The 19,633-nt window shown below is 54.3% G+C and carries 19 protein-coding genes; 5 read left to right on the forward strand and 14 right to left on the reverse strand.

The window, feature by feature from the left end; genetic code table 11:
• Positions 1 to 71: 71 nt before the first annotated feature.
• The 3 genes from CV944_RS04540 to CV944_RS04550 form a co-directional block, all read right to left on the reverse strand.
• Positions 72 to 923 (reverse strand): 3-hydroxybutyryl-CoA dehydrogenase, encoded by an 852-nt coding sequence (locus CV944_RS04540; RefSeq protein WP_033010748.1) that lies wholly within the window; start codon positions 921 to 923, stop codon positions 72 to 74.
• Positions 924 to 1,169: 246 nt separating this feature from the next.
• Complete coding sequence (locus tag CV944_RS04545) at positions 1,170 to 2,348, reverse strand: acetyl-CoA C-acetyltransferase (RefSeq protein WP_033010747.1); 1,179 nt, start codon at positions 2,346 to 2,348, stop codon at positions 1,170 to 1,172.
• A gap of 158 nt (positions 2,349 to 2,506) precedes the next feature.
• Entirely contained in the window at positions 2,507 to 4,603 is a 2,097-nt protein-coding gene (locus CV944_RS04550; protein ID WP_100663892.1) for a (Fe-S)-binding protein, read from the reverse strand.
• A 263-nt stretch (positions 4,604 to 4,866) separates the two neighbouring features.
• Here CV944_RS04550 and cls point away from each other — a divergent pair, with 263 nt between their 5' ends.
• On the forward strand, positions 4,867 to 6,057 hold the full coding sequence (cls, locus tag CV944_RS04555) for a cardiolipin synthase (protein ID WP_033010745.1): 1,191 nt from the start codon (positions 4,867 to 4,869) through the stop codon (positions 6,055 to 6,057).
• Positions 6,058 to 6,306: 249 nt separating this feature from the next.
• Here cls and CV944_RS04560 read toward each other — a convergent pair whose 3' ends face one another.
• The 6 genes from CV944_RS04560 to speE form a co-directional block, all read right to left on the reverse strand.
• The gene (locus CV944_RS04560; protein ID WP_100659073.1) at positions 6,307 to 6,474 is read right to left on the reverse strand and encodes a XapX domain-containing protein; all 168 of its coding nucleotides are present in this window, start codon (positions 6,472 to 6,474) and stop codon (positions 6,307 to 6,309) included.
• A gap of 81 nt (positions 6,475 to 6,555) precedes the next feature.
• Positions 6,556 to 8,229: an arginine--tRNA ligase gene (argS, locus tag CV944_RS04565; RefSeq protein ID WP_033010744.1), complete on the reverse strand. Its 1,674-nt coding sequence runs from the start codon at positions 8,227 to 8,229 to the stop codon at positions 6,556 to 6,558.
• 4 nt (positions 8,230 to 8,233) lie between these two features.
• Positions 8,234 to 8,665, reverse strand: a complete 432-nt coding sequence (locus CV944_RS04570) for a YwiB family protein (protein WP_033010742.1) — start codon at positions 8,663 to 8,665, stop codon at positions 8,234 to 8,236.
• Positions 8,666 to 8,918: 253 nt separating this feature from the next.
• Positions 8,919 to 9,296: a hypothetical protein gene (locus CV944_RS04575; RefSeq protein ID WP_011232870.1), complete on the reverse strand. Its 378-nt coding sequence runs from the start codon at positions 9,294 to 9,296 to the stop codon at positions 8,919 to 8,921.
• Positions 9,297 to 9,427: 131 nt separating this feature from the next.
• Positions 9,428 to 10,303, reverse strand: a complete 876-nt coding sequence (speB, locus tag CV944_RS04580; RefSeq protein WP_044745357.1) for an agmatinase — start codon at positions 10,301 to 10,303, stop codon at positions 9,428 to 9,430.
• Between the two features lie 12 nt (positions 10,304 to 10,315).
• Complete coding sequence (gene speE, locus CV944_RS04585; protein WP_063330597.1) at positions 10,316 to 11,143, reverse strand: polyamine aminopropyltransferase; 828 nt, start codon at positions 11,141 to 11,143, stop codon at positions 10,316 to 10,318.
• A 257-nt stretch (positions 11,144 to 11,400) separates the two neighbouring features.
• Here speE and CV944_RS04590 point away from each other — a divergent pair, with 257 nt between their 5' ends.
• Positions 11,401 to 13,446, forward strand: a complete 2,046-nt coding sequence (locus tag CV944_RS04590) for a transglycosylase domain-containing protein (protein ID WP_100663893.1) — start codon at positions 11,401 to 11,403, stop codon at positions 13,444 to 13,446.
• 131 nt (positions 13,447 to 13,577) lie between these two features.
• On the opposite strand, the gene CV944_RS04595 is transcribed toward CV944_RS04590, so the two are convergent.
• Both CV944_RS04595 and CV944_RS04600 read right to left on the reverse strand, forming a co-directional pair.
• On the reverse strand, positions 13,578 to 14,093 hold the full coding sequence (locus CV944_RS04595; RefSeq protein WP_063330595.1) for a YwhD family protein: 516 nt from the start codon (positions 14,091 to 14,093) through the stop codon (positions 13,578 to 13,580).
• Between the two features lie 17 nt (positions 14,094 to 14,110).
• On the reverse strand, positions 14,111 to 14,779 hold the full coding sequence (locus CV944_RS04600; protein ID WP_063330594.1) for a site-2 protease family protein: 669 nt from the start codon (positions 14,777 to 14,779) through the stop codon (positions 14,111 to 14,113).
• Positions 14,780 to 14,909: 130 nt separating this feature from the next.
• On the opposite strand from CV944_RS04600, the gene CV944_RS04605 reads away from it, so the two are divergent.
• Positions 14,910 to 15,098, forward strand: coding sequence for a 2-hydroxymuconate tautomerase (locus CV944_RS04605; protein ID WP_020961553.1), 189 nt, complete (start codon positions 14,910 to 14,912; stop codon positions 15,096 to 15,098).
• A gap of 101 nt (positions 15,099 to 15,199) precedes the next feature.
• Positions 15,200 to 16,501, forward strand: coding sequence for an NCS2 family permease (locus tag CV944_RS04610; protein ID WP_100663894.1), 1,302 nt, complete (start codon positions 15,200 to 15,202; stop codon positions 16,499 to 16,501).
• A gap of 89 nt (positions 16,502 to 16,590) precedes the next feature.
• Here the strand turns inward: CV944_RS04610 and CV944_RS04615 are convergent, their stop codons facing one another.
• The 3 genes from CV944_RS04615 to CV944_RS04625 all read right to left on the reverse strand — a co-directional run bounded on the left by CV944_RS04615 (position 16,591) and on the right by CV944_RS04625 (position 18,793).
• On the reverse strand, positions 16,591 to 17,109 hold the full coding sequence (locus tag CV944_RS04615) for a YwgA family protein (protein ID WP_033011011.1): 519 nt from the start codon (positions 17,107 to 17,109) through the stop codon (positions 16,591 to 16,593).
• 13 nt (positions 17,110 to 17,122) lie between these two features.
• Entirely contained in the window at positions 17,123 to 18,421 is a 1,299-nt protein-coding gene (locus tag CV944_RS04620; protein ID WP_015376082.1) for an HD domain-containing protein, read from the reverse strand.
• A gap of 144 nt (positions 18,422 to 18,565) precedes the next feature.
• The gene (locus CV944_RS04625; protein ID WP_025948348.1) at positions 18,566 to 18,793 is read right to left on the reverse strand and encodes a YuzB family protein; all 228 of its coding nucleotides are present in this window, start codon (positions 18,791 to 18,793) and stop codon (positions 18,566 to 18,568) included.
• Between the two features lie 175 nt (positions 18,794 to 18,968).
• Here CV944_RS04625 and CV944_RS04630 point away from each other — a divergent pair, with 175 nt between their 5' ends.
• Positions 18,969 to 19,622 carry an RsfA family transcriptional regulator gene (locus CV944_RS04630; RefSeq protein WP_033011014.1) on the forward strand — a complete coding sequence of 218 codons (654 nt, stop codon included), beginning with the start codon at positions 18,969 to 18,971 and terminating at the stop codon, positions 19,620 to 19,622.
• The last annotated feature ends 11 nt before the right edge of the window (positions 19,623 to 19,633 follow it).

Below are 19,633 nucleotides of genomic sequence, written 5' to 3' on the forward strand. Positions count from 1 at the left end.
CCGCCGCATGCATGGCTTAGGCGGTTCAACGGCATATGGGCGAAACCGATTGCCGGCTGATGCCGCCGCGCTTATTCGTACGTGTAAAATCCGCGGCCTGTCTTGCGGCCGAGCCAGCCGGCTTTCACATATTTGCGCAAAAGCGGGCACGGGCGGTATTTGTCATCGCCAAACCCTTCGTGAAGGGTTTCCATAATGTACAAGCATGTATCCAGCCCGATAAAGTCGGCGAGCGTGAGCGGCCCCATCGGATGGTTCATGCCGAGCTTCATCACCTCATCGATGGCTTCCTTCGTCGCCACCCCTTCATATAAGGCATAAATGGCTTCGTTGATCATCGGCATTAAGACACGGTTGGAAATAAACCCTGGAAAATCGTTCACTTCGACCGGCACTTTGCCGAGCTTCCGGGTGACCGCCTCGATCGTTTCGTATACGTCATCCGCTGTCGCCAAGCCGCGGATGATTTCGACCAGTTTCATGACCGGCACCGGATTCATAAAGTGCATGCCGATCACGTTCTCCGGCCGCTTCGTCGCCGCTGCGATTTCCGTGATCGGCAGCGACGACGTATTCGAGGCCAGGATCGCCTCCGGGCGGGCGATTTCGTCGAGCTCCGCAAACAGCTTCGTTTTCACATCCATGTTTTCGACGACCGCCTCAATGATGAGATCCGCTTTGGCGGCATCACGCAGGTCGGTGGAACGGACGAGCCGCGACAGCGCGGCGTCTTTGGCTTCGGCTGTCATCTTGCCTTTTTCCACTTGGCGGCCGAGCAGCTTGTCGATAGTGGCCAGCCCTTTATCGAGTTGGGCTTCGCTAATGTCGTATAACAACACGTCATAGCCGGCGACAGCGCATACTTGGGCGATGCCTGACCCCATCTGTCCGGCGCCGACGACCATAATCGTTTTGACGTCCATCACTCGATCCCCCTATATAGAAAAATTCGCAAACGCTCTTGTTCGTTTATTGGCTCCGTCCCGGGACAACTCAGATCGCAAACTAGCGGCCGCAGCGCCCAAGGAGGCGGCAGGCCATCCATATTCCAAAACCGCGGCCGCCCCACCGCCAAGCAAACCGCCTCCTGTATGGCGACAACGCCGTCAGGCGGCATGACGCGTCACGCCTCGACGGCGCGCGGCCGCGATGACGCGGCAGGCCATGCTTTATACTTCGATTAAGATGGCGTCGCCTTGACCGCCGCCGCTGCAAATCGCGGCAATGCCCAGCCCTCCGCCGCGGCGCTTCAACTCATGGGCGAGCGTCAAGATGATGCGCGCCCCGCTCGCGCCGATCGGATGACCGAGGGCGACAGCGCCGCCGTTGACGTTTACTTTTTCCGGATCAAGCCCGGCGATTTGAATGGCGGCAAGCGCAACCGCGGCAAACGCTTCGTTCACTTCGAACAAGTCAATGTCGTCAACGGTCTTTCCTGTTTTGCGGAGCAGTTCGTTGATGACAAGCCCCGGCGTTTTCGGGAAATCTTTCGCCTCGACGGCGATGGCCGTGTGGGCGACGACCGTCGCCAGCGGCTCGAGCCCCTCGCGGGCGGCGCGCTCCTGGCTCATCAACACAAGCGCGGCAGCGCCATCGTTGACGCCTGGGGCGTTCCCGGCCGTGATCGTGCCTTCGGGGTCAAACACCGGTTTCAGTTTCGCCAACGCTTCAAGCGACGTATCTTTGCGCGGCGCCTCGTCGCGTTCAACGACAAGCGGCTCACCTTTGCGCTGCGGAATCGAAACCGGCACGATTTCTTCCGCCAGCCGCCCGGCTTCGATGGCGGCAATGGCGCGCATATGGCTGCGGTACGCCCACTCGTCTTGCGCCTCCCTCGTAATGCCGAGCTCTTTCGCCGTATTCCCGCCGTAGACGCCCATATGAACGCCGGTGAAGCTGCACGTGAGGCCGTCATACACCATTAAATCTTTCACCGTGCTGTCGCCCATCCGCAGCCCCCAGCGCGCTTTCGGAAGCACATACGGGGCGTTGCTCATCGATTCCATCCCGCCGGCGACGATGATATCAGCCTCGCCTAAACGGATGAGCTGATCGGCAAGCGTCACGGCGCGCATGCCGGACGCGCATACTTTGTTCACCGTCTCGGTGCGAACGTGCCACGGAATGCCGGCATGGCGCATCGCCTGCCGCGACGGAAGCTGCCCTTGTCCGCCTTGCAAGACGGTGCCCAAAATGACATGATCAACTTGTTCGGCGCTCACGTTGGCGCGGACAAGCGCCTCTTTGACGGCGACGCCGCCGAGCTCAGGCGCTGACAGCGCTTGCAAGGCGCCGCCCAATTTTCCAAACGGGGTGCGCACCCCGCTCACAATCACTGTTTTCCCCATGGTTCCTTCTCCCCCTTTTTCGAATAAGAAAGCGATTACAAAAACACAGACTGAACGCTCGCTCGATAGCAGTGCGAAAGAGAAGGCGTACCGCTGTACACCTCCCCTTTCATTATACTTATTATTTTAAAAAATATAAATTGTCTATGCAACTATTTTTATGATGCGGCTTCTTCTTTTTCCTCGCCAAACACCGATTTCGCCAACAGTTCGGCGACATCGTACGTCGCGACGCGATCTTCCACTTCCTTCGCTTTCGTGCCGTCCGACAGCATTGTCAAGCAGTACGGGCAGCCAGAGCTGATGACCGTCGGATTGACAGCAAGCGCCTGCTCGGTGCGAGCGACGTTGATCCGGTTGCCGGTCGTCTCTTCCATCCACATGAGGCCGCCGCCGGCTCCACAGCACATTCCTCGCTCGCGGTTGCGCTCCATTTCAACAAGCTCGACGCCCGGGATGGCGCGCAAAATTTTCCGCGGTGCGTCATAGACGTCATTGTAGCGCCCTAAGTAGCACGAGTCATGGAACGTAATGCGTTCATTTACCGGATATTTTGGCACCAAGCGCCCTTCTTCAATGAGCTTGGCGAGCAATTCGGTATGATGGTACACTTCGGCGTCCAGTCCGAAGTCCGGATATTCGTTTTTGAACGTGTTGTAAGCGTGCGGGTCGATTGTGACAATTTTCTTGACGCCCGCTTTTTCAAACTCGGCGATATTGTTCGTCGCCAGCTCTTGGAATAAAAATTCATTCCCTAACCGGCGCGGCGTGTCGCCCGAGTTTTTCTCCTTGTTGCCTAAAATCGCAAATTTGACGCCTGCTTCATTCAGCAGTTTGGCGAAGGCGAGGGCGATTTTTTGGCTTCGGCTGTCATACGACCCCATCGAGCCGACCCAGAACAAATACTCGATTTCCTCTCCTGCTTTCGCCGCCTCTTTGACGGTCGGCACATGCACATCATCGCGCAGCTCACGCCAGTTTTCCCGCTCTTTCCGGTTCAAGCCCCACGGGTTGCCTTGACGTTCGATGTTCGTCATCGCCCGTTGCGCATCCGGATTCATCCGCCCTTCCGTCAACACGAGATAGCGGCGCAAATCGATGATTTTATCGACGTGCTCGTTCATGACCGGGCATTGGTCTTCACAGTTGCGGCACGTCGTACAGGCCCAAATCTCTTCTTCGGTGATGACGTCGCCGATGAGGCTCGGCATTTCAATCGCCGCCGCCTGCTCGGATGCCGCAGCGAACGCCAGCTGGTTGCCTTTCGTGTTTTTAAAGGCGAACACAGGCACCCACGGGGCCCGCGACGTGACGACCGCCCCTTTTTCGGTCAAATGGTCGCGCAGCTTCAAAATCAAATCCATCGGCGACAACATTTTCCCCGTGCCGGTCGCCGGGCACATGCTCGTACAGCGGCCGCACTCGACACAGGCGTACAAGTCGATCAATTGCTTTTGCGTAAAATCTTCAATTTTGCCGACGCCAAACGACTCTTGGCTTTCGTCTTCAAAGTTGATCGGCGAAAGCTTCGGCCGCGTCAGCCGGCTGAAAAAGACGTTGATGGGCGCCGCAATCAAGTGGGCGTGCTTCGACTGCGGAACGTATACAAGGAACGTCAGCAAAATCAACAAATGCACCCACCAGGCGATAAAGAAGAGCGCCGCAGCCCCCGTTTCCCCAACCCAGGAAAACGCGCCAGCGATGAGCGAGGCGACCGGTTCGCTCCATGTCGCCTCTTCGCCGTGCCAAATTCTGCTCATCCCGTTGCCGAACAAAACGGACAACATGAGTCCGCCGATAAAAAGGAGCACAAGTCCGGCTTTGAAATCGCGCTTTAAGCGGACGAGCTTTTCAATATAGCGACGGTAAAAAGCGGCAAACACCGCGATCAAAATGAGCAGGGTGACGATTTCCTGGAAAAACGTAAACCCTGGATACAGCGGCCCAAGCGGCAAATGCGCCCCCGGCGCAAGCCCTTTGATGATAAAATCGATGGCGCCAAACTGAACGAGAATAAACCCATAGAAAAAGACGACGTGAATGATCCCGCTTTTTTTGTCCTTGAGCAGCTTTTTCTGACCAAACACGTTGACCCAAATGTTACGCAGCCGCTCATTCACTTTTTCATCAAACTCGACCTTTTTGCCGAGCTTAATGTACATCGCCCGCGTTTTGACAACATACGCAAACAAATAGACGGCGTAAGCGGTTACAAGCAAAAACGCGAGCCAGTTCACCAACAATAAGGCGTTCATCTTCTCTCCCCTTCCCCCGCTTTTCAGCGAATGTATTGCCATAACAAAAGAAATTTTCGGAATTATACTTACGTCTATTTTACAAATGAATGAGCGTTCAGTCAATAGCCTTTTTATGAGAATTTTGCCGTTGCCGGGCCCGTGCAGCGGAACGTCAAGCAGCGAAGAACGAGGACAGGGCGGAAGCGGGTGTCCGCTCTGCTATTTTTGCGCGTTGTAGGACACATTAATAAGTACTGAAGCGACGCACAGGAGGGAAAAATATGCTCATCATTGCCGTTATTGTGATCATATTCGCACTCGTTTATCTTGATGACAAGCTTGGCCGGCTGATCCTCCGCAACGGGCGCAAAAAAGTCGTGTACCCAAAGCGGCGGAGCGATATGGCCTTGTATGTGAATGGACGGCATTTATTTGCCGATTATTTTGCCGAGCTGCGCCGCGCCCGCGATCATATCCATATTTTGTTTTATATCATCAAGCATGACGAAACGACGGCGCCATTTTTCCAACTTTTAAAGGAAAAAGCGGCGGAAGGGGTGGAAGTGCGCTTGTTGACGGACTGGGTCGGCAGCCTCGGGTTGCCGAAAACGCTCATCCGTTCGCTGAAGGCAAGCGGCGTCGAATTCGCCTACGCCCGCCCGCCACGCTTTCCGTTTTTCATTTACCGCCTCAACCGCCGCAACCACCGAAAAATTACGGTCATCGATGGAAAGGTCGGGTATATGGGCGGTTTTAACATCGGCCGCGAATACAGTGGAAAGGACGCTAACATCGGAGAATGGCGCGACTATCACTTAAAAATCAGCGGAGAAGGGGTGCACGACTTGCAAGAACAATTTTTGCACGATTGGGAGGAGGCGACGGGCAAAACCGTCGCTGACAAACGCCGCTACTTCCCACCCCTTCACGCCGGCGCCATCCGCCACCAGCTTGTCGCGACTGACGGCGCCGCGCTTGAAGAGCAGTATATCGATGCGATCCGGCAGGCAAAACGAGAAATTATGATCGGCAGCCCCTACTTTATCCCGAGCCGGCCGTTGTTTGACGAGCTTATGCGCGCGATCCGGCGCGGGGTGCGCGTCACGGTCATTGTGCCGCTGCGGGCGGACCATTTATTTGTCCGCGAGGCCGCTTACCCGTATTTTTATCAAATGCTGAAGGCCGGAGCGCGCATTTACCGCTTTTACCAAGGATTTTACCACGCCAAAACGATTGTCGTCGATGAGGAATGGTGCGATGTCGGCACCGCCAACTTTGACCGGCGCAGTCTGTTTCTCAACGGCGAAATCAACTGCTATGTATTCGACCGCGCGTTCACGCAGGTGGTCAAGCGGGCGATCCAACGCGACCTGACGCGCGCCGAGCCGCTGACGCTCGATTTTTGGCGGAAGCGTTCGCTCCTTGACCGCGGCAAAGAATCGATTTCCCAGCTGATTTCCGCCTGGTTGTAGGCAACACGAAAAAAGCCGGCGATGTTCATCACCAACCCGCCTAACAGCGGCTTTCCCCGAGGAGGAACTTGGCAAAATCAGCCTTTTTTCGTGCAAAACCCGGCGCTTGGACGAACGCCCGGACAAAAGGGCAAAGGAATCCCGGCCGAAACCGCCAAACAAAAAACCCGGCCGGCTCCATGTTGGCGATGTGAGATCGCTGCGGGCGCCGGCCGGGATTGAATCAGTTGGCCATCCTGTATCTTCTATTCATTTCCAAAACAATGTCAACCATTGAAACAGCCGCATCCCGAGATACACTCCAACAATGCCGGCAATGCCAGCCAACGCCGGAGGGGCCGGAATCGGCAGGCGGAACAGCGTGAACAAAAAACCGACAACGATGCCGGTGACAAGCGACAGCGCCACTTCTTTCACAAGCAAATCCTCCATCGTTGTTTTTCCTTATGATGCCCAGACAAAAAGGGAAGCAGTCGCTCCCCTCCTTTGTTGCATCTGTTACATTTGTTCCGGGGCGGAAACGCCGATCAACGCCAACGCGTTTTTCAGCGTAATTTGCACCGCCTTCACCAACGCGAGGCGGGCTTTCGTTTTTTCGATGTTGTCCAAATCAAGCACTTTTTCCGCGTTGTAGAAGCTATGGAGCGCCGAAGCCAGCTCAAACGCATAGGCGGTGACGCGGTGCGGCATCCGCTTGAGCGCTGCCTCGGCGACGACGTCCGGGAAGTCGCCGAGCACTTTGAGCAGCTCGATTTCTTTTTCCGTCTCCACTAAATGATGCAAAGCGAGGTCGCCTTCGTACGACACGTTTTGCTCTTCCGCTTGGCGGAGAATGCTTGAGACGCGGGCATGCGCGTATTGGACGTAGTAAACCGGATTTTCATTCGACTGCGACACGGCCAAGTCCATGTCAAAATCCAAATGCGTATCGCCCGAGCGCATCGCAAAGAAGTAGCGGACGGCATCGACGCCGACTTCTTCCATCAGCTCGCGCATCGTCACCGCCTTGCCGGTGCGCTTGCTCATTTTGACGCGCTCGCCGTTTTGGTATAAGTTCACCATTTGGATGATTTCGACTTCGAGCGCCTCCGGATCGTAGCCGAGCGCGGCGATCGCCGCTTTCATGCGCGGAATGTAGCCGTGGTGATCCGCTCCCCAAACGTTAATCAGCTTGGTAAATCCGCGCCGCAGCTTGTCTTGGTGGTAGGCGATGTCCGGAAGCAAGTACGTATACGTGCCGTCCTGCTTAATTAAGACGCGGTCTTTGTCGTCCCCAAACGCCGTCGAACGGAACCATGTCGCCCCGTCCTGCTCGTAAATGTAGCCGCGCTCGCGCAAAGTGGAAAGCGCTTCGTCGATTTTGCCGCTTTCATAAAGCGATGTTTCCGAGTACCAGACGTCGAACGGAACACGGAATGCGGCCAAATCTTGTTTAATTTTGTCGAGCTCATAACGAAGGCCGTATTCGCGGAAGAAAGCAAGCCGTTCCTCTTCATCGGCGTGGACGAACCGATCACCATATTCCTCAGCAAGTGTTTTGCCGATTTCGACAATGTCGTCGCCGTAATAGCCGTCCTCCGGCAACGGCATATCGACACCGAGCGCCTGGAAATAGCGGGCTTCGACCGATTTCGCTAAATTGTAAATTTGCTTGCCGGCGTCATTAATATAGTATTCACGCGTCACGTCAAACCCGGCTTTCGCCAAAATGTTGCAAAGTGAATCGCCGACCGCCGCGCCGCGGGCATGGCCCAAATGCAAGTCGCCGGTCGGGTTGGCGGAGACGAACTCCACTTGCACTTTTTCCCCGTTGCCGACGTTCGATTCGCCATACGCTTGTCCCGCCTGCAAAATCGCCGGCACGACCGCCGTCAAATAGCGGTTGTCCATGTAAAAGTTAATAAATCCCGGCCCCGCCACCTCAATGCGCGCCACCGATACGCGCTCGCGATCAAGCTGCCCGACGATGGCTTCGGCAATCGCCCGCGGCGGCTTTTTCGCAATGCGGGCAAGCTGCATGGCGATGTTCGTCGAGTAATCGCCATGCGCCTTGTCGCGCGGCACCTCCAGCAAGACGTCCGGCAGCTCATCAGCCGAAACGAGCCCGGCTTTCACCGCCGCCTGGCGAATTTCTTCTTTCAGCTGTTCTTTCATTTGTCCGACAATGTTCATCGGCTTATACCCCCTTAAATGTCAACGTCAACGTATGGCGTCCGCTCCGCTCGTTTTGCAAGAAAAGCTCGTAGGAGAGAAAGAGCCGCCCCCGCTTCCGCTTATCGTCATAGTGAAACTCGATCGCATCCGTTTTCGCCGCCATCGCCCACCGCCCAAACACCGTTCCGTAATGGCCCGGCGTTTCTTGCCGGCGGCGGAACGTTTGCCGCATCTCGACCGCTCCGGAGCGAAGGATGGTCACCTCGTCAGGCGCGATTTTCACAATGTTGTTCACCCGCCCGAGTTCGTTTTCCTCCTCAAACTGCAAATAGCCTGTTTCCCCTTTTATGTAATACACCCCGTCCGCCTCAAGCACAACCGTCTCTTGGCGCGGACCGTCGCGAATGACAGCCACTTGGCGGAGGCGCGCCGGGATGCCGTTTGTTTCCTTCATATCGATAAACACACCTTTGCGAACAAACAGTCATAGTTTATAGTATAATGAACTGTTCCGCTCCATTCAAGAGGGGACAAACCCGATGGCAGATTTCCGCTCCAGTGGGCAAAAAAAGGGGCTGGCCCAAAAGGTTGTTTTTCCTTAAACAAAACACAACATATCGTTATCTTAATGATTGTTTTATGCCTACATACGGTAATAAGAAAAGGTGTCCCGATCCTTTTGGGACACCCTCTGTTCCATCGGTATTTTATGATGACGCCCGAACATTTTTTAACACGTTAATAGCAAAAAGAATGACACCTATCACGACGAGCACCCCGCCAATCGCTGTCACCGGCACGAACGCTTCGTTACCGTAAACGACGAAAATGAGACCGATCATCATGACCGGCAGGCCGATATTGTGCAGCCAGAAATGCACTTTCGCCCATTTCGTCGCCGCCGCTTGTGGAAATAAATGATAGATGATGCCAGCAAGCGTCAAGGCCGTCCAGCCAAGCAAGTTGATATGGACATGGACCGGGGTCAGCGCAAACGAATGGGTCATCGACATGCCAAGCCCCATACAGACGCCAATGACAAAGTACACAACGGAAATTTTGATCAGCTTCACGCCCATCTTCATTCCCCCTCTCCTTTTTCTGTAAATACATTACATATTATTACGCTCCGTACGCTCATATTCCTGCATCTTTTGTCCCACCAAAGAAAAAAGCGCCCTCGCAAACTTGCGATTTAGGCGCTTTTTCTCATTTTTCACTTCGCCACCCAGCCAAGCAGCATTTCCCGCACAAGCTTGCTCGCCGTATTAACCGTTTGTTCGGAATGGTCATAAATCGGCGCAACTTCCACCAGATCGGCGCCAACGACTCGCACGTCGGAGCGGGCGATCTCGTGAATGGCCGAAAGCAGCTCTTTTGACGTAATGCCGCCGGCATCGACCGTCCCAGTGCCTGGGGCATGGGCCGGGTCAAGCACATCGATGTCGATCGTCACATACACCGGACGGCCAGCGAGCTTCGGCAACACGGAGCGGAGCGGTTCAAGCACCTCAAACTTGGCGATGTACATACCGTTTTCTTTCGCCCACTCAAACTCCTCTTTCATACCGGAACGGATGCCGAACGAAAAGACATTCGTCGGGCCGATCAAGTCAGCGACTTTGCGGATCGGCGTCGCGTGCGACAGCGGCTCGCCTTCGTAATGTTCGCGCAAGTCCGTGTGCGCATCCATGTGAATGACGGCCAAATCCGGGTAATAGTCGTACACCGCTTTGATGACCGGCCAAGAGACGAGATGTTCGCCGCCGAGGCCGAGCGGAAACTTGCCGGCGTCAAGCACCTTTTTCACGAACTGCTCAATCAGCTCTAAACTGCGGGCCGCATTGCCAAACGGCAGCGGAATGTCCCCAGCGTCAAAGTAGCGGATGTCTTTGAGTTCGCGGTCCAAATATGGGCTGTACTCCTCAAGCCCGATCGACACTTCGCGGATGCGGGCCGGGCCAAACCGCGAGCCAGGCCGGTAGCTGACCGTCCAGTCCATCGGCATGCCGTAAATGACGGCTTCGCTCTCTTCGAAGTTCGGGTGGCTGCCAATAAACACGTTGCCCGAATAAGCTTCATCAAAACGCATCGATCTGCCCCCTTATTTCACTAGGTCCGCGACAAATTTTGGCAAAACGAAGCACGCCTTATGCAATTCTTTCGTGTAATATTTCGTCTCAATGTCATGGAACCGGTCGTCGCTCACCGCAAGCGGGTCGTATTGTTTCGAGCCGAGCGTAAACGTCCAGAGCCCGCTCGGATACGTCGGAATGTTCGCCGTATACAAACGGGTGATCGGGAAAATTTCTTTCACATCGCGGTAGACGTTGCGGATCAAGTCTGCTTTAAACCACGGGTTGTCCGTTTGAGCGACGAAAATGCCGTCCTCTTTCAGCGCGTTGGCGATGCCGGCATAAAACCCTTTTGTGAACAAGTTGACCGCCGGGCCGACTGGTTCGGTTGAGTCAACCATAATGACGTCATACTCGTTTTCGCTTTTGGCGATATGCATAAACCCGTCATCGACTTTCACTTCGACGCGCGGATCATCGAGTTTGCCGGCAATCTCCGGCAAGTAGGTTTTCGAGCACTCGATCACTTTGCCGTCAATTTCGACAAGCGTCGCTTTTTTGACGCTTGGGTGCTTCAGCACTTCACGAATGACGCCGCCGTCGCCGCCGCCGACGACAAGCACGTTTTCCGGATTGGGGTGGGTGAACAACGGCACGTGGGCGACCATTTCATGGTAGACGAATTCGTCTTTTTGCGTTGTCATGACCATGCCGTCTAGAATGAGCATGTTGCCAAACTCCGCCGTTTCGACCATATCAAGTTTTTGGAACGGCGTCTGTTCTGTATGTAAAGTGCGGATGATGCGTGCGGTGATGCCAAAATGCTCCGTTTGCTTTTCGGTAAACCAAAGTTCCATTCGGTAACATCCTTTCTCCGGGCGTTGCTTACTATACAAGTTTTCCTTAGCCAACGAAAAACTAAACATGAAAAAGTATAGAGCAATCTAGCAAAAATGCAAGAGGAACAAGTTTAAAATAAAAAATTTTTTTTTATACTGGTAAGAAAAAGCGGAAAACCTCGCTGGCGAAGCCTTGACAAAAGCAAGGCGGCGCATTCAGCCGGGCGTCCGCCCGCATGTCTAAAACAACGCCAAAACCGTTGAGGTGATGCGCAATGGAACCGATCCCGGGCAGCCGTTTTCGCGGCACGTGGAAATATGTGCGCGCCGCCGTCTTTATCGGCTTTTTTCTCGCCATCTTTGCCTTCGCCGCTCTCGGGAGCTTTGTGTTGTTCGCGAAAATCGAAGGCGCCCCGCCGGTCGCCGTGCCGCAGACGACGATTTTTTATGCGGACGACGGCCGCAAAATCGGGGAAAGCGACCATGGACAAAAGCGGTACTGGGTTCATCTCGGTGACATTTCCCCGCACGTCATCGAGGCGACGATTGCCGTTGAGGACCGAAAGTTTTACGAACACCACGGATTTGACTTGAAACGGATCGCCGGCGCGGTGCTCGCCAATCTCGAGGCCATGGACAAAGTGCAAGGAGCGAGCACGATCACCCAGCAATATGCACGCAACTTGTTTTTAACACATGAGAAAACGTGGTCGCGAAAAATCCAGGAAGCGTTGTACACGATCCGCCTTGAAGCCAACTACAGCAAAGATCAAATTTTAGAAGGCTATTTAAATACGATTTACTACGGCCATGGCGCCTACGGCATCGAGGCAGCAGCGCGCTATTATTTCGGCAAGCACGCGAGCGAGCTGACGCTGAGCGAGGCGGCGATGCTCGCCGGCATTCCGAAAGGGCCGTATTACTACTCGCCGCTTGTCAACGAGGCGCGGGCAAAAGCGCGGCAAAAAATCGTGCTCACCTCCATGGTGGAAGCCGGCTACATCAGCCGCGAAGAAGCGGAGCGGGCGTACCGTGACAAGCTCGTTTACATCCGCCACCGCGAACGAGAGCAGCCTGTGGCCCCGTATTTCCAAGATGTTGTGAAACAGCAGCTGCGCACGAAGCTTGGCCTTGATGAGCGGACGATTGAGCTCGGGGGGCTGCGCGTCTACACAACGCTCGACCGACGCCTGCAGCGAATCGCCGAAGAACAAGTTAAGCAAGTCATCAGTCCCCATTCTGCCATCCAGGCGGCATTGGTGGCCATGGATCCGCGCACAGGGGAAGTAAAGGCGCTCATCGGCGGACGCAACTACGAAGAAAGCCCGTTCAACCGGGCCGTGCAGGCGGAACGCCAGCCAGGGTCGACATTTAAGCCGTTTTTGTATTACGCGGCGATCGAGCAAGGATTCACCCCATCGACCCAACTGCGCAGCGAACTGACCACCTTTACGTTTGACGGGGGCCGATCGTCGTACACCCCCCATAATTACAATGACTACTATGCCAACGGCCCGATCACGCTCGCCGAGGCGCTCGCCGTATCCGACAACGTCTTTGCGGTGAAAACGCTCCAGTTCATCGGCGCCGACAAACTCGTCGACACAGCGAAAGCGCTCGGCATCACAAGCAGATTGAAAGCAGTGCCGTCGTTGGCGCTCGGCACCTCGCCCGTGAAAGTGATCGACATGGTGGCCGCGTACAGCACGCTCGCCAACTACGGCAAACAAACCGAACCGGTGTTTATTCAAAAAGTCGTCGACGCAAACGGAAACGTGCTGTATGAACATAAGCCGGAGAGCCGGCAAGTGCTCGACCGCGACGCGGCGTTTGTGACGACCCATTTAATGACCGGAATGTTCGACCCAAAGCTTAACGGCTATACGACCGTCACCGGGCAATCGATCGCCGATGAAATGACGCGCCCGTACGCCGGCAAGTCCGGGACGACGAAAACGGACAGCTGGATGATCGGCTTCGCCCCGCAACTAGTCGCCGGCGTCTGGACCGGCTACGACCGCGGCGAAACGATGAGCCGCTTTGACGAAAAGCAATACGCGAAACAAATATGGATCCGCTTTATGGAGAAAAGCCTCGCCGGCGAGCCGAAAAAATCGTTCAAGCCGACCAAAGGCGTCATCGGCGTCTACATCGACCCGCAAAACGGCAAGCTGGCCACCGACTCCTGTCCGGTGAAACGAAAAACGTACTATCTCATCGGTACAGAACCGACCGACTATTGCACCGACCATTTGGAAAAGAAAAAGAAGAAAAAAGAAGACGGAAAAAGCTGGTTCGAGAAATGGTTTCCATGGTTTTAAACAAGAAAATCCCCTGCGTTTGCCCGCAGGGGATTTTCTTGTCCTAGTTTTCCTGTGTTATACATGTAGATTTAGTTTATCCTTTTTTCCAGATAAGAACAAGCCCTTAGGCAAACATGTTCACAAAACCGTCACAATTCGCCTTCGAGTCCTTTTTTCAGTTCATCGCTCGAGCGGTTCCACATCCCGATGTCATGCCCTTTCAAAAAGTCGGCGAGCACCCGCTTCGACTTAGCGTCCATATGATCGACGATGATATGCCGTTTCAGCGATTTATCGAGCCGGTTCACATGTTCCGGCAATAACTTATAACCGCGGCGCGCCTCACGGTCGATCGTCATTTCGCACGCCGTCACCCCGGCGTAATACGGACCGTCCTCGCGGCGCTCGATCGTCACCCAGACGATCCAATACGGCTTGCCGTTTGGCACGGCGGAGCGATCCGGCAAAAACTTGATGCCGCGCTCAACAGAGCTGCGGGCATGCATCGCCCCCATATCAACGAACGCTTCACCCGCTTCGACGTCAATGATGACCGGCGACACGTTTTCTAGGCTCAACGCCCCGGCGCCAAAGCCGCGGTGCCCGTCGGTCGGGTCGTCTTTGATGATATTAAAGCCGATGTTTTTTTTCTTTTTTTGCTCCATCCGCTTGTTCCTCCTTCCTACATAAACAAGCTGGCCACAAGTGACTGCAAGTTCTCAAGCACAAACGGCAGCGCCACTTGAAACACCGGCTCAATCGTATAGCGATCGAGCGGCGTCAGCACGAGAACAAGGAAAATGAGCGCCCCGTACGTTTCCCACTGCGTCATTTTCGCCCGCAGCCCATCCGGGGCCAAGTCTTCAATAATACGATACCCATCAAGCGGCGGAAACGGCAATAAATTAAACACAAACAAGACGGCGTTCAAGCTGATAAAAATTTGGAAAAACAGATCAAACCCGGCCGCAAACCAATCCGGCAGCGCCCGCATGAGGCCGAAATCGATCATCGCGTACCAAATGACAAATCCAAGCGCGGCAAGCACGAGGTTGCTCAGCGGTCCGGCAACCGACACGAGAATGCCGGCAAGGCGCGGATTTTTGAAATAAAAGCGATTGACTGGCACCGGGCGCGCCCAGCCGAACCCGGCCAAGAAAATGAGCAGCGTGCCAAGCAAATCCAAATGGGCAAACGGTGATAACGTCAGCCGCCCTTGGTTTTTCGCCGTCGGATCGCCGAACTTGTAGGCGACGTACGCATGGGCGAACTCATGCACGGAAAATGCTAACGCCAGCGTCAAGAGCACGTACGGAATTTCACTTAACGAATACGGCAAAATTCGATCCACTTCATAAACTCCTTTTCCCTATATTCACTATCTTTAGTATACATGATTAGCAGAAAAAAGTGGACTGAACTTCCTCATCCCGTGGTATAATAAGCGCGACAGCACTCGACAATGAAATGGGGGGACAACCGTGCCGTACGTAACGATCAAAATGCTCGCCGGCCGCACGGATGAACAGAAGAAAGCGCTTGTTGAAAAAGTGACGGACGCCGTTGTGGAAACGACGGGGGCGAAAAAAGAGAGCGTTGTCGTTTTTATCGAAGAAATGACGAAAGATCATTACGCCGTCGCCGGAAAACGGCTGAGCGACGCGGAGTGAAGAAGCGATGGGGGCGCCTGAAACGCCCCCGTTGCATTTTTAGGGAAAAACGAATATTATTATAATGGTTTCTAACATTGTTCGTTTTTAGGAGGTCGCCCATGATTCGTTTCGCAGAAAAACAGACTGACCGCAAGACGGAAATGCTCGCCGGTTTGACCACGTTCCTCACGATGGTGTATATCATCGTCGTCAACCCGGTTATCTTGTCGGACGCCGGCGTCCCGTTTGAACAGGCGTTCACCGCCACCGTCATCGCGACCGTCGTCGGCACGCTATGGATGGCCATCTTTGCCAACTATCCGATCGCCATTGCCCCCGGCATGGGGCTGAACGCCTATTTCGCCTATTCCGTCGTCGGCTCGCACGGCGGCATTTCGTACGAAACCGCGTTTTCCGCTGTGTTTGTGGCCGGGGTGTTGTTTTTGCTGCTGTCGCTCACCCCGCTCCGCAGCAAGCTGATCGAAGTGATCCCCGACAGCTTAAAACATGGCATCACCGCCGGCATCGGGCTGTTTATCGCCTTTATCGGCCTGCGGCTGACCGGAATCATCCAAGCCCATCCGCAAAATTTGGTCGCGCTTGGCAACTTGCATGCCCCGTCGGCCGTGTTGACGCTCATCGGCCTGGCGGTGACGCTCGTTTTCATGATGCGCGGCGTCAACGGCGCGCTCTTTTACGGCATGGTCGCGACCGGCGTCATCGCCTACGCGACCGGGCAGCTTCACTTTGACAAAGGTATCGTCTCGCTGCCGTCGCTGCCGGAAGGGCTTGTCGCCGCCAATCCATTGACGGCCGTTGGCGATGTCATCAGCCACAGCTTGTACGCTGTCGTCTTTTCCTTTTTGCTTGTCACGCTCTTTGACACGACCGGCACGATGATCGGCGTCGCCCAGCAAGCGGGACTGATGAAAGGAAACACACTGCCGCGCGCCCGCGAGGCGCTCTTGGCCGACTCCGTCGCGACCACGATCGGCGCCATGTTCGGCACGAGCCCGACATCGGCGTACATCGAGTCGTCAACCGGCGTCGCCGCCGGCGGCCGCACCGGCTTGACCGCGCTCACGGTCGCCGTCTTGTTCATCGCAGCCGCCTTTTTCAGCCCGCTTGTCGGCGCCGTCGCCGGGCTTTCTGCCATCACCGCCCCGGCGCTCATTGTCGTCGGCAGCTTGATGATCAGCAACATCGCCCATATCAATTGGCGCGAACTGGACGAAGCGTTCCCAGCCTTTCTCATCATCTTAAGCATGCCGCTCACGTCCAGCATCGCGACCGGCATCGCGCTCGGCTTCATCTCGTACCCGCTCTTAAAAATCGCCCGCGGCCGCTGGCGCGATGTGCCGTTGCTGCTGTACGTGCTTGCCGTGCTGTTCTTTTTGCAGCTGGCGTTTTTGCCTCATTAATCCAAAAGAAGAAGGTGTCCCGGAAACAATGGGACACCTTTTCGTCTATGGCCAACTGACGATCCGTTGAAACCGCATTTTCCACCCGTCTACACACAAGCGCTCTTGTGGCATCGGCTGCGCAGCGCCTCAATATACGCATACGCCTCTTCGATCTCGTCCTCCGTATAGCGCTGCTTGCTTTTTACGACAGCGATTTTCTCTTTTACCTCATCTTTTGACAAATGTTCAAAATAGAGCACCGTGGAGACAAGCTCCAAAAAGCGTGCGTTTTGTCCGTTCATCGCCTGCATGCATTCGGCAAGGCCCGGCATCTCCCAGTCGTAATGGCGCAAAAACTGTTCGCCCGCTTCGGTCAGTGTATAGCGGTATTGCACATAGCCGCTCTTTTTCTCTTTCACTTCATGCAAAAAGCCGAGCGCGCACAGCTCTTCGATGCGGCACGTCAACTCTTCCGAATACGGGCCGTAAAAGTGGAAGTCGAACTTCTCATAAAACGGAAAGTCGAGCTTTTTGGCGATGTAAATCATTTTTTGCAGCTTTTTGCGGCCCGCTATTTCCCCGGCGGCCGCCAACGCCTTCATCACTTTCGCATGCTCTGTGAGCACTCTCCGTCATCTCCTAACCCTTTAAAATTTCCATAATCTTTTTCTTCACTGTCCGCTTCGTCGACATGTCTTCAAGAAAATCAGCGGGGAAATAGAGCTTATGGTCGGTGCGCCGCTTGCCGGAAATGGCGTCAACCAACACCGATTCGCGCGACAGCTCGCGCAGCTCCCCGTTTGGCATCAACAAATAAATCGGCAGGCGCTCGCCTTCCTCGCCCGGCCGGTAAAAATCGTACGGCAAGTCGGACGATGAATCGACGACTAAGTAATAGTCCGGGTCGATCCCAGCCTTTTTAAACAGGCCGGTCAGCTCGATCAACTTTGCCATTTGCTCGTTTGTCGGATGGAACTCCGTATATTTGAACAGGCGGCGGTGGACAAACCGCCGGCATAAGTCGCTTAAAATCGGATCCCGCTCGTATTGCCATTGCTGGAAGTAAAACAGGATGATTGCTTCATCGAGCGCCAAATAGTCGCCGAGCGTTACATGGCCGGCAAAAAACGATAAAAAATGGGTCGGCTTCGTCGCAAACGTATACCCGTCCTCGTACAGCTTTTTCGCCCGATGCAAAATTTTCGTTAAAATGACTTCCGCACTGCGCGTCACAGGATGGAAATACACTTGCCAATACATTTGGTAGCGGCTCATAATGTAATCCTCGACCGCATGCATGCCGCTTCGTTTGATGACGACTTGGTCTTCGCGCGGGCGCATGACGCGCAAAATGCGCTCCATGTCAAAATAGCCGTAGCTGACGCCGGTGTAGTACGCATCGCGTAGCAAATAGTCCATCCGATCGGCGTCAATTTGGCTCGAAATGAGGCTCACCACAAGCTTGTTCGGGTACGTTTTGGCGATCACTTCCGCCACTTTTTGCGGAAAATCGTCACCCACTTCGCGCAAGGCGGCGTTCACTTCTGTATCGCCTAAAATGATTGCCTGTGTAAAATCTTCGTGGTCGAGGCGAAACACCTTTTCAAATGAATGGGAAAACGGGCCGTGCCCTAAATCGTGCAAGAGCGCCGCGCATAGGCAAAGAAGGCGCTCGCTATGATCCCAATGATCGCGGCCAACAAACACGTCGTCAATGATGCGGCGGATGATTTCGTAAACGCCGAGCGAATGGTTAAACCGGCTGTGCTCGGCGCCGTGAAACGTCAAATATGTCGTGCCGAGCTGCTTAATGCGGCGCAGGCGCTGAAACTCTTTTGTGCCGATCAAATCCCAGATGACTTTGTCGCGAACATGTATGTATCGGTGCACCGGATCTTTAAACACTTTTTCTTCGTCAAGCTGCCCGCCGGAATACATCGCATCCTCCTCTTCCGTCTCCAACATACATCTATTATACGCCGTTTCTTTTGGCAAAGAAATAGTTGACTTTTTTCTCCGTCTTTCTCCATTATTGACGGAAAAAACAAAAAATCACCTTCTTTCGGCAAAGAAGGTGATTCGTCACCGTTTTTTCAGCTTTTCAGCCACTTTTTCAATCAGCTCATCCTCCGTCAGCGCTGCCACCGGGCGGTTGTTGACGAAGGCGAACGTTTTTTTCCGCCCCGGACCGCAATACGACTGGCAGCCGATTTTAATGACCGCATCCGGATCCAGCTTTTTCAAACGCGGAATCAATGTTTTTAAATTCGGCGCCTTGCAGTCGTCGCAAACGCGAAACTCATTTGCCATTATGCGTCATCCCTTTCTGCAGCGTTTGCTTTGTGTATTCTACCGCTTCCCGAAGAAAATTGCAAGTTTGCGGCCTTTCATTCTTTCAACTTGTCAATCCTGTAAACTTGCAACGTATAAATTCATTTTATTTTGTCCATGCTTTTACTAGCATTGAAAGAAGGAGTGGAGAACAGTGAAACAACGGCAAGACGCTTGGACGGAAGAAGACGATTTATTGTTGGCAGAGACCGTATTGCGCCATGTGCGTGAAGGGAGCACCCAACTCAACGCCTTTGAAGAAGTCGGCGACAGGCTGAACCGGACATCGGCCGCCTGCGGCTTTCGCTGGAACGCGGTCGTCCGCCATCGCTACGAAGAAGCATTGCAGTTGGCAAAAAAACAGCGAAAAGAACGGCAACGGCTGCTCGCCAAACAAGGCGGCGCGAAAAAGCGGCGTCTGTACGAGCCGCCGATGCCATCACTCGAAGAGCTGGGAGAGGTGATGCAGCTGCCTGCCGTCATCCCGTCCTCCCCGCCGCAACAAGTGACGCTGGATCAAGTGATCGCTTTTTTGAAAACGTTCCAATCCCATGAACGGAAACGGGAGACGCTGATCAAAGAAAACGAGCGGCTGCGCCGCGAAATTGAAGAATTAAAGCAAAAAAATAAAGAGCTTGAAGAAAAGGTTGCGAAATTAGAAGAAAACTCGTCAACGGTGCAAGAAGATTTCGAGACGCTCGTGAAAATCATCAACCGAGCGCGCAAAATGGTGTTAAAAGAGGAAGAAGAGCGGGGGCTGACCTTCCGTATGGACCCGAACGGCAACTTGGAAAAAATAGCAGAATAAACAAAATGAGG

Source organism: Geobacillus sp. WSUCF-018B, from assembly GCF_002809985.1.
GTDB lineage: Bacteria > Bacillota > Bacilli > Bacillales > Anoxybacillaceae > Geobacillus > Geobacillus thermophilus.

Coding starts and splice junctions, on each gene's coding strand:
- CV944_RS04540 (WP_033010748.1), bottom strand. CDS start 923: ATGGACGTCAAAACGATTATGGTCGTCGGCGCCGGACAGATGGGGTCA.
- CV944_RS04545 (WP_033010747.1), bottom strand. CDS start 2,348: ATGGGGAAAACAGTGATTGTGAGCGGGGTGCGCACCCCGTTTGGAAAA.
- CV944_RS04550 (WP_100663892.1), bottom strand. CDS start 4,603: ATGAACGCCTTATTGTTGGTGAACTGGCTCGCGTTTTTGCTTGTAACC.
- cls (WP_033010745.1), top strand. CDS start 4,867: ATGCTCATCATTGCCGTTATTGTGATCATATTCGCACTCGTTTATCTT.
- argS (WP_033010744.1), bottom strand. CDS start 8,229: ATGAACATTGTCGGACAAATGAAAGAACAGCTGAAAGAAGAAATTCGC.
- CV944_RS04570 (WP_033010742.1), bottom strand. CDS start 8,665: ATGAAGGAAACAAACGGCATCCCGGCGCGCCTCCGCCAAGTGGCTGTC.
- CV944_RS04575 (WP_011232870.1), bottom strand. CDS start 9,296: ATGAAGATGGGCGTGAAGCTGATCAAAATTTCCGTTGTGTACTTTGTC.
- speB (WP_044745357.1), bottom strand. CDS start 10,303: ATGCGTTTTGATGAAGCTTATTCGGGCAACGTGTTTATTGGCAGCCAC.
- speE (WP_063330597.1), bottom strand. CDS start 11,143: ATGGAACTTTGGTTTACCGAAAAGCAAACGGAGCATTTTGGCATCACC.
- CV944_RS04590 (WP_100663893.1), top strand. CDS start 11,401: ATGGAACCGATCCCGGGCAGCCGTTTTCGCGGCACGTGGAAATATGTG.
- CV944_RS04595 (WP_063330595.1), bottom strand. CDS start 14,093: ATGGAGCAAAAAAAGAAAAAAAACATCGGCTTTAATATCATCAAAGAC.
- CV944_RS04610 (WP_100663894.1), top strand. CDS start 15,200: ATGATTCGTTTCGCAGAAAAACAGACTGACCGCAAGACGGAAATGCTC.
- CV944_RS04620 (WP_015376082.1), bottom strand. CDS start 18,421: ATGTATTCCGGCGGGCAGCTTGACGAAGAAAAAGTGTTTAAAGATCCG.
- CV944_RS04625 (WP_025948348.1), bottom strand. CDS start 18,793: ATGGCAAATGAGTTTCGCGTTTGCGACGACTGCAAGGCGCCGAATTTA.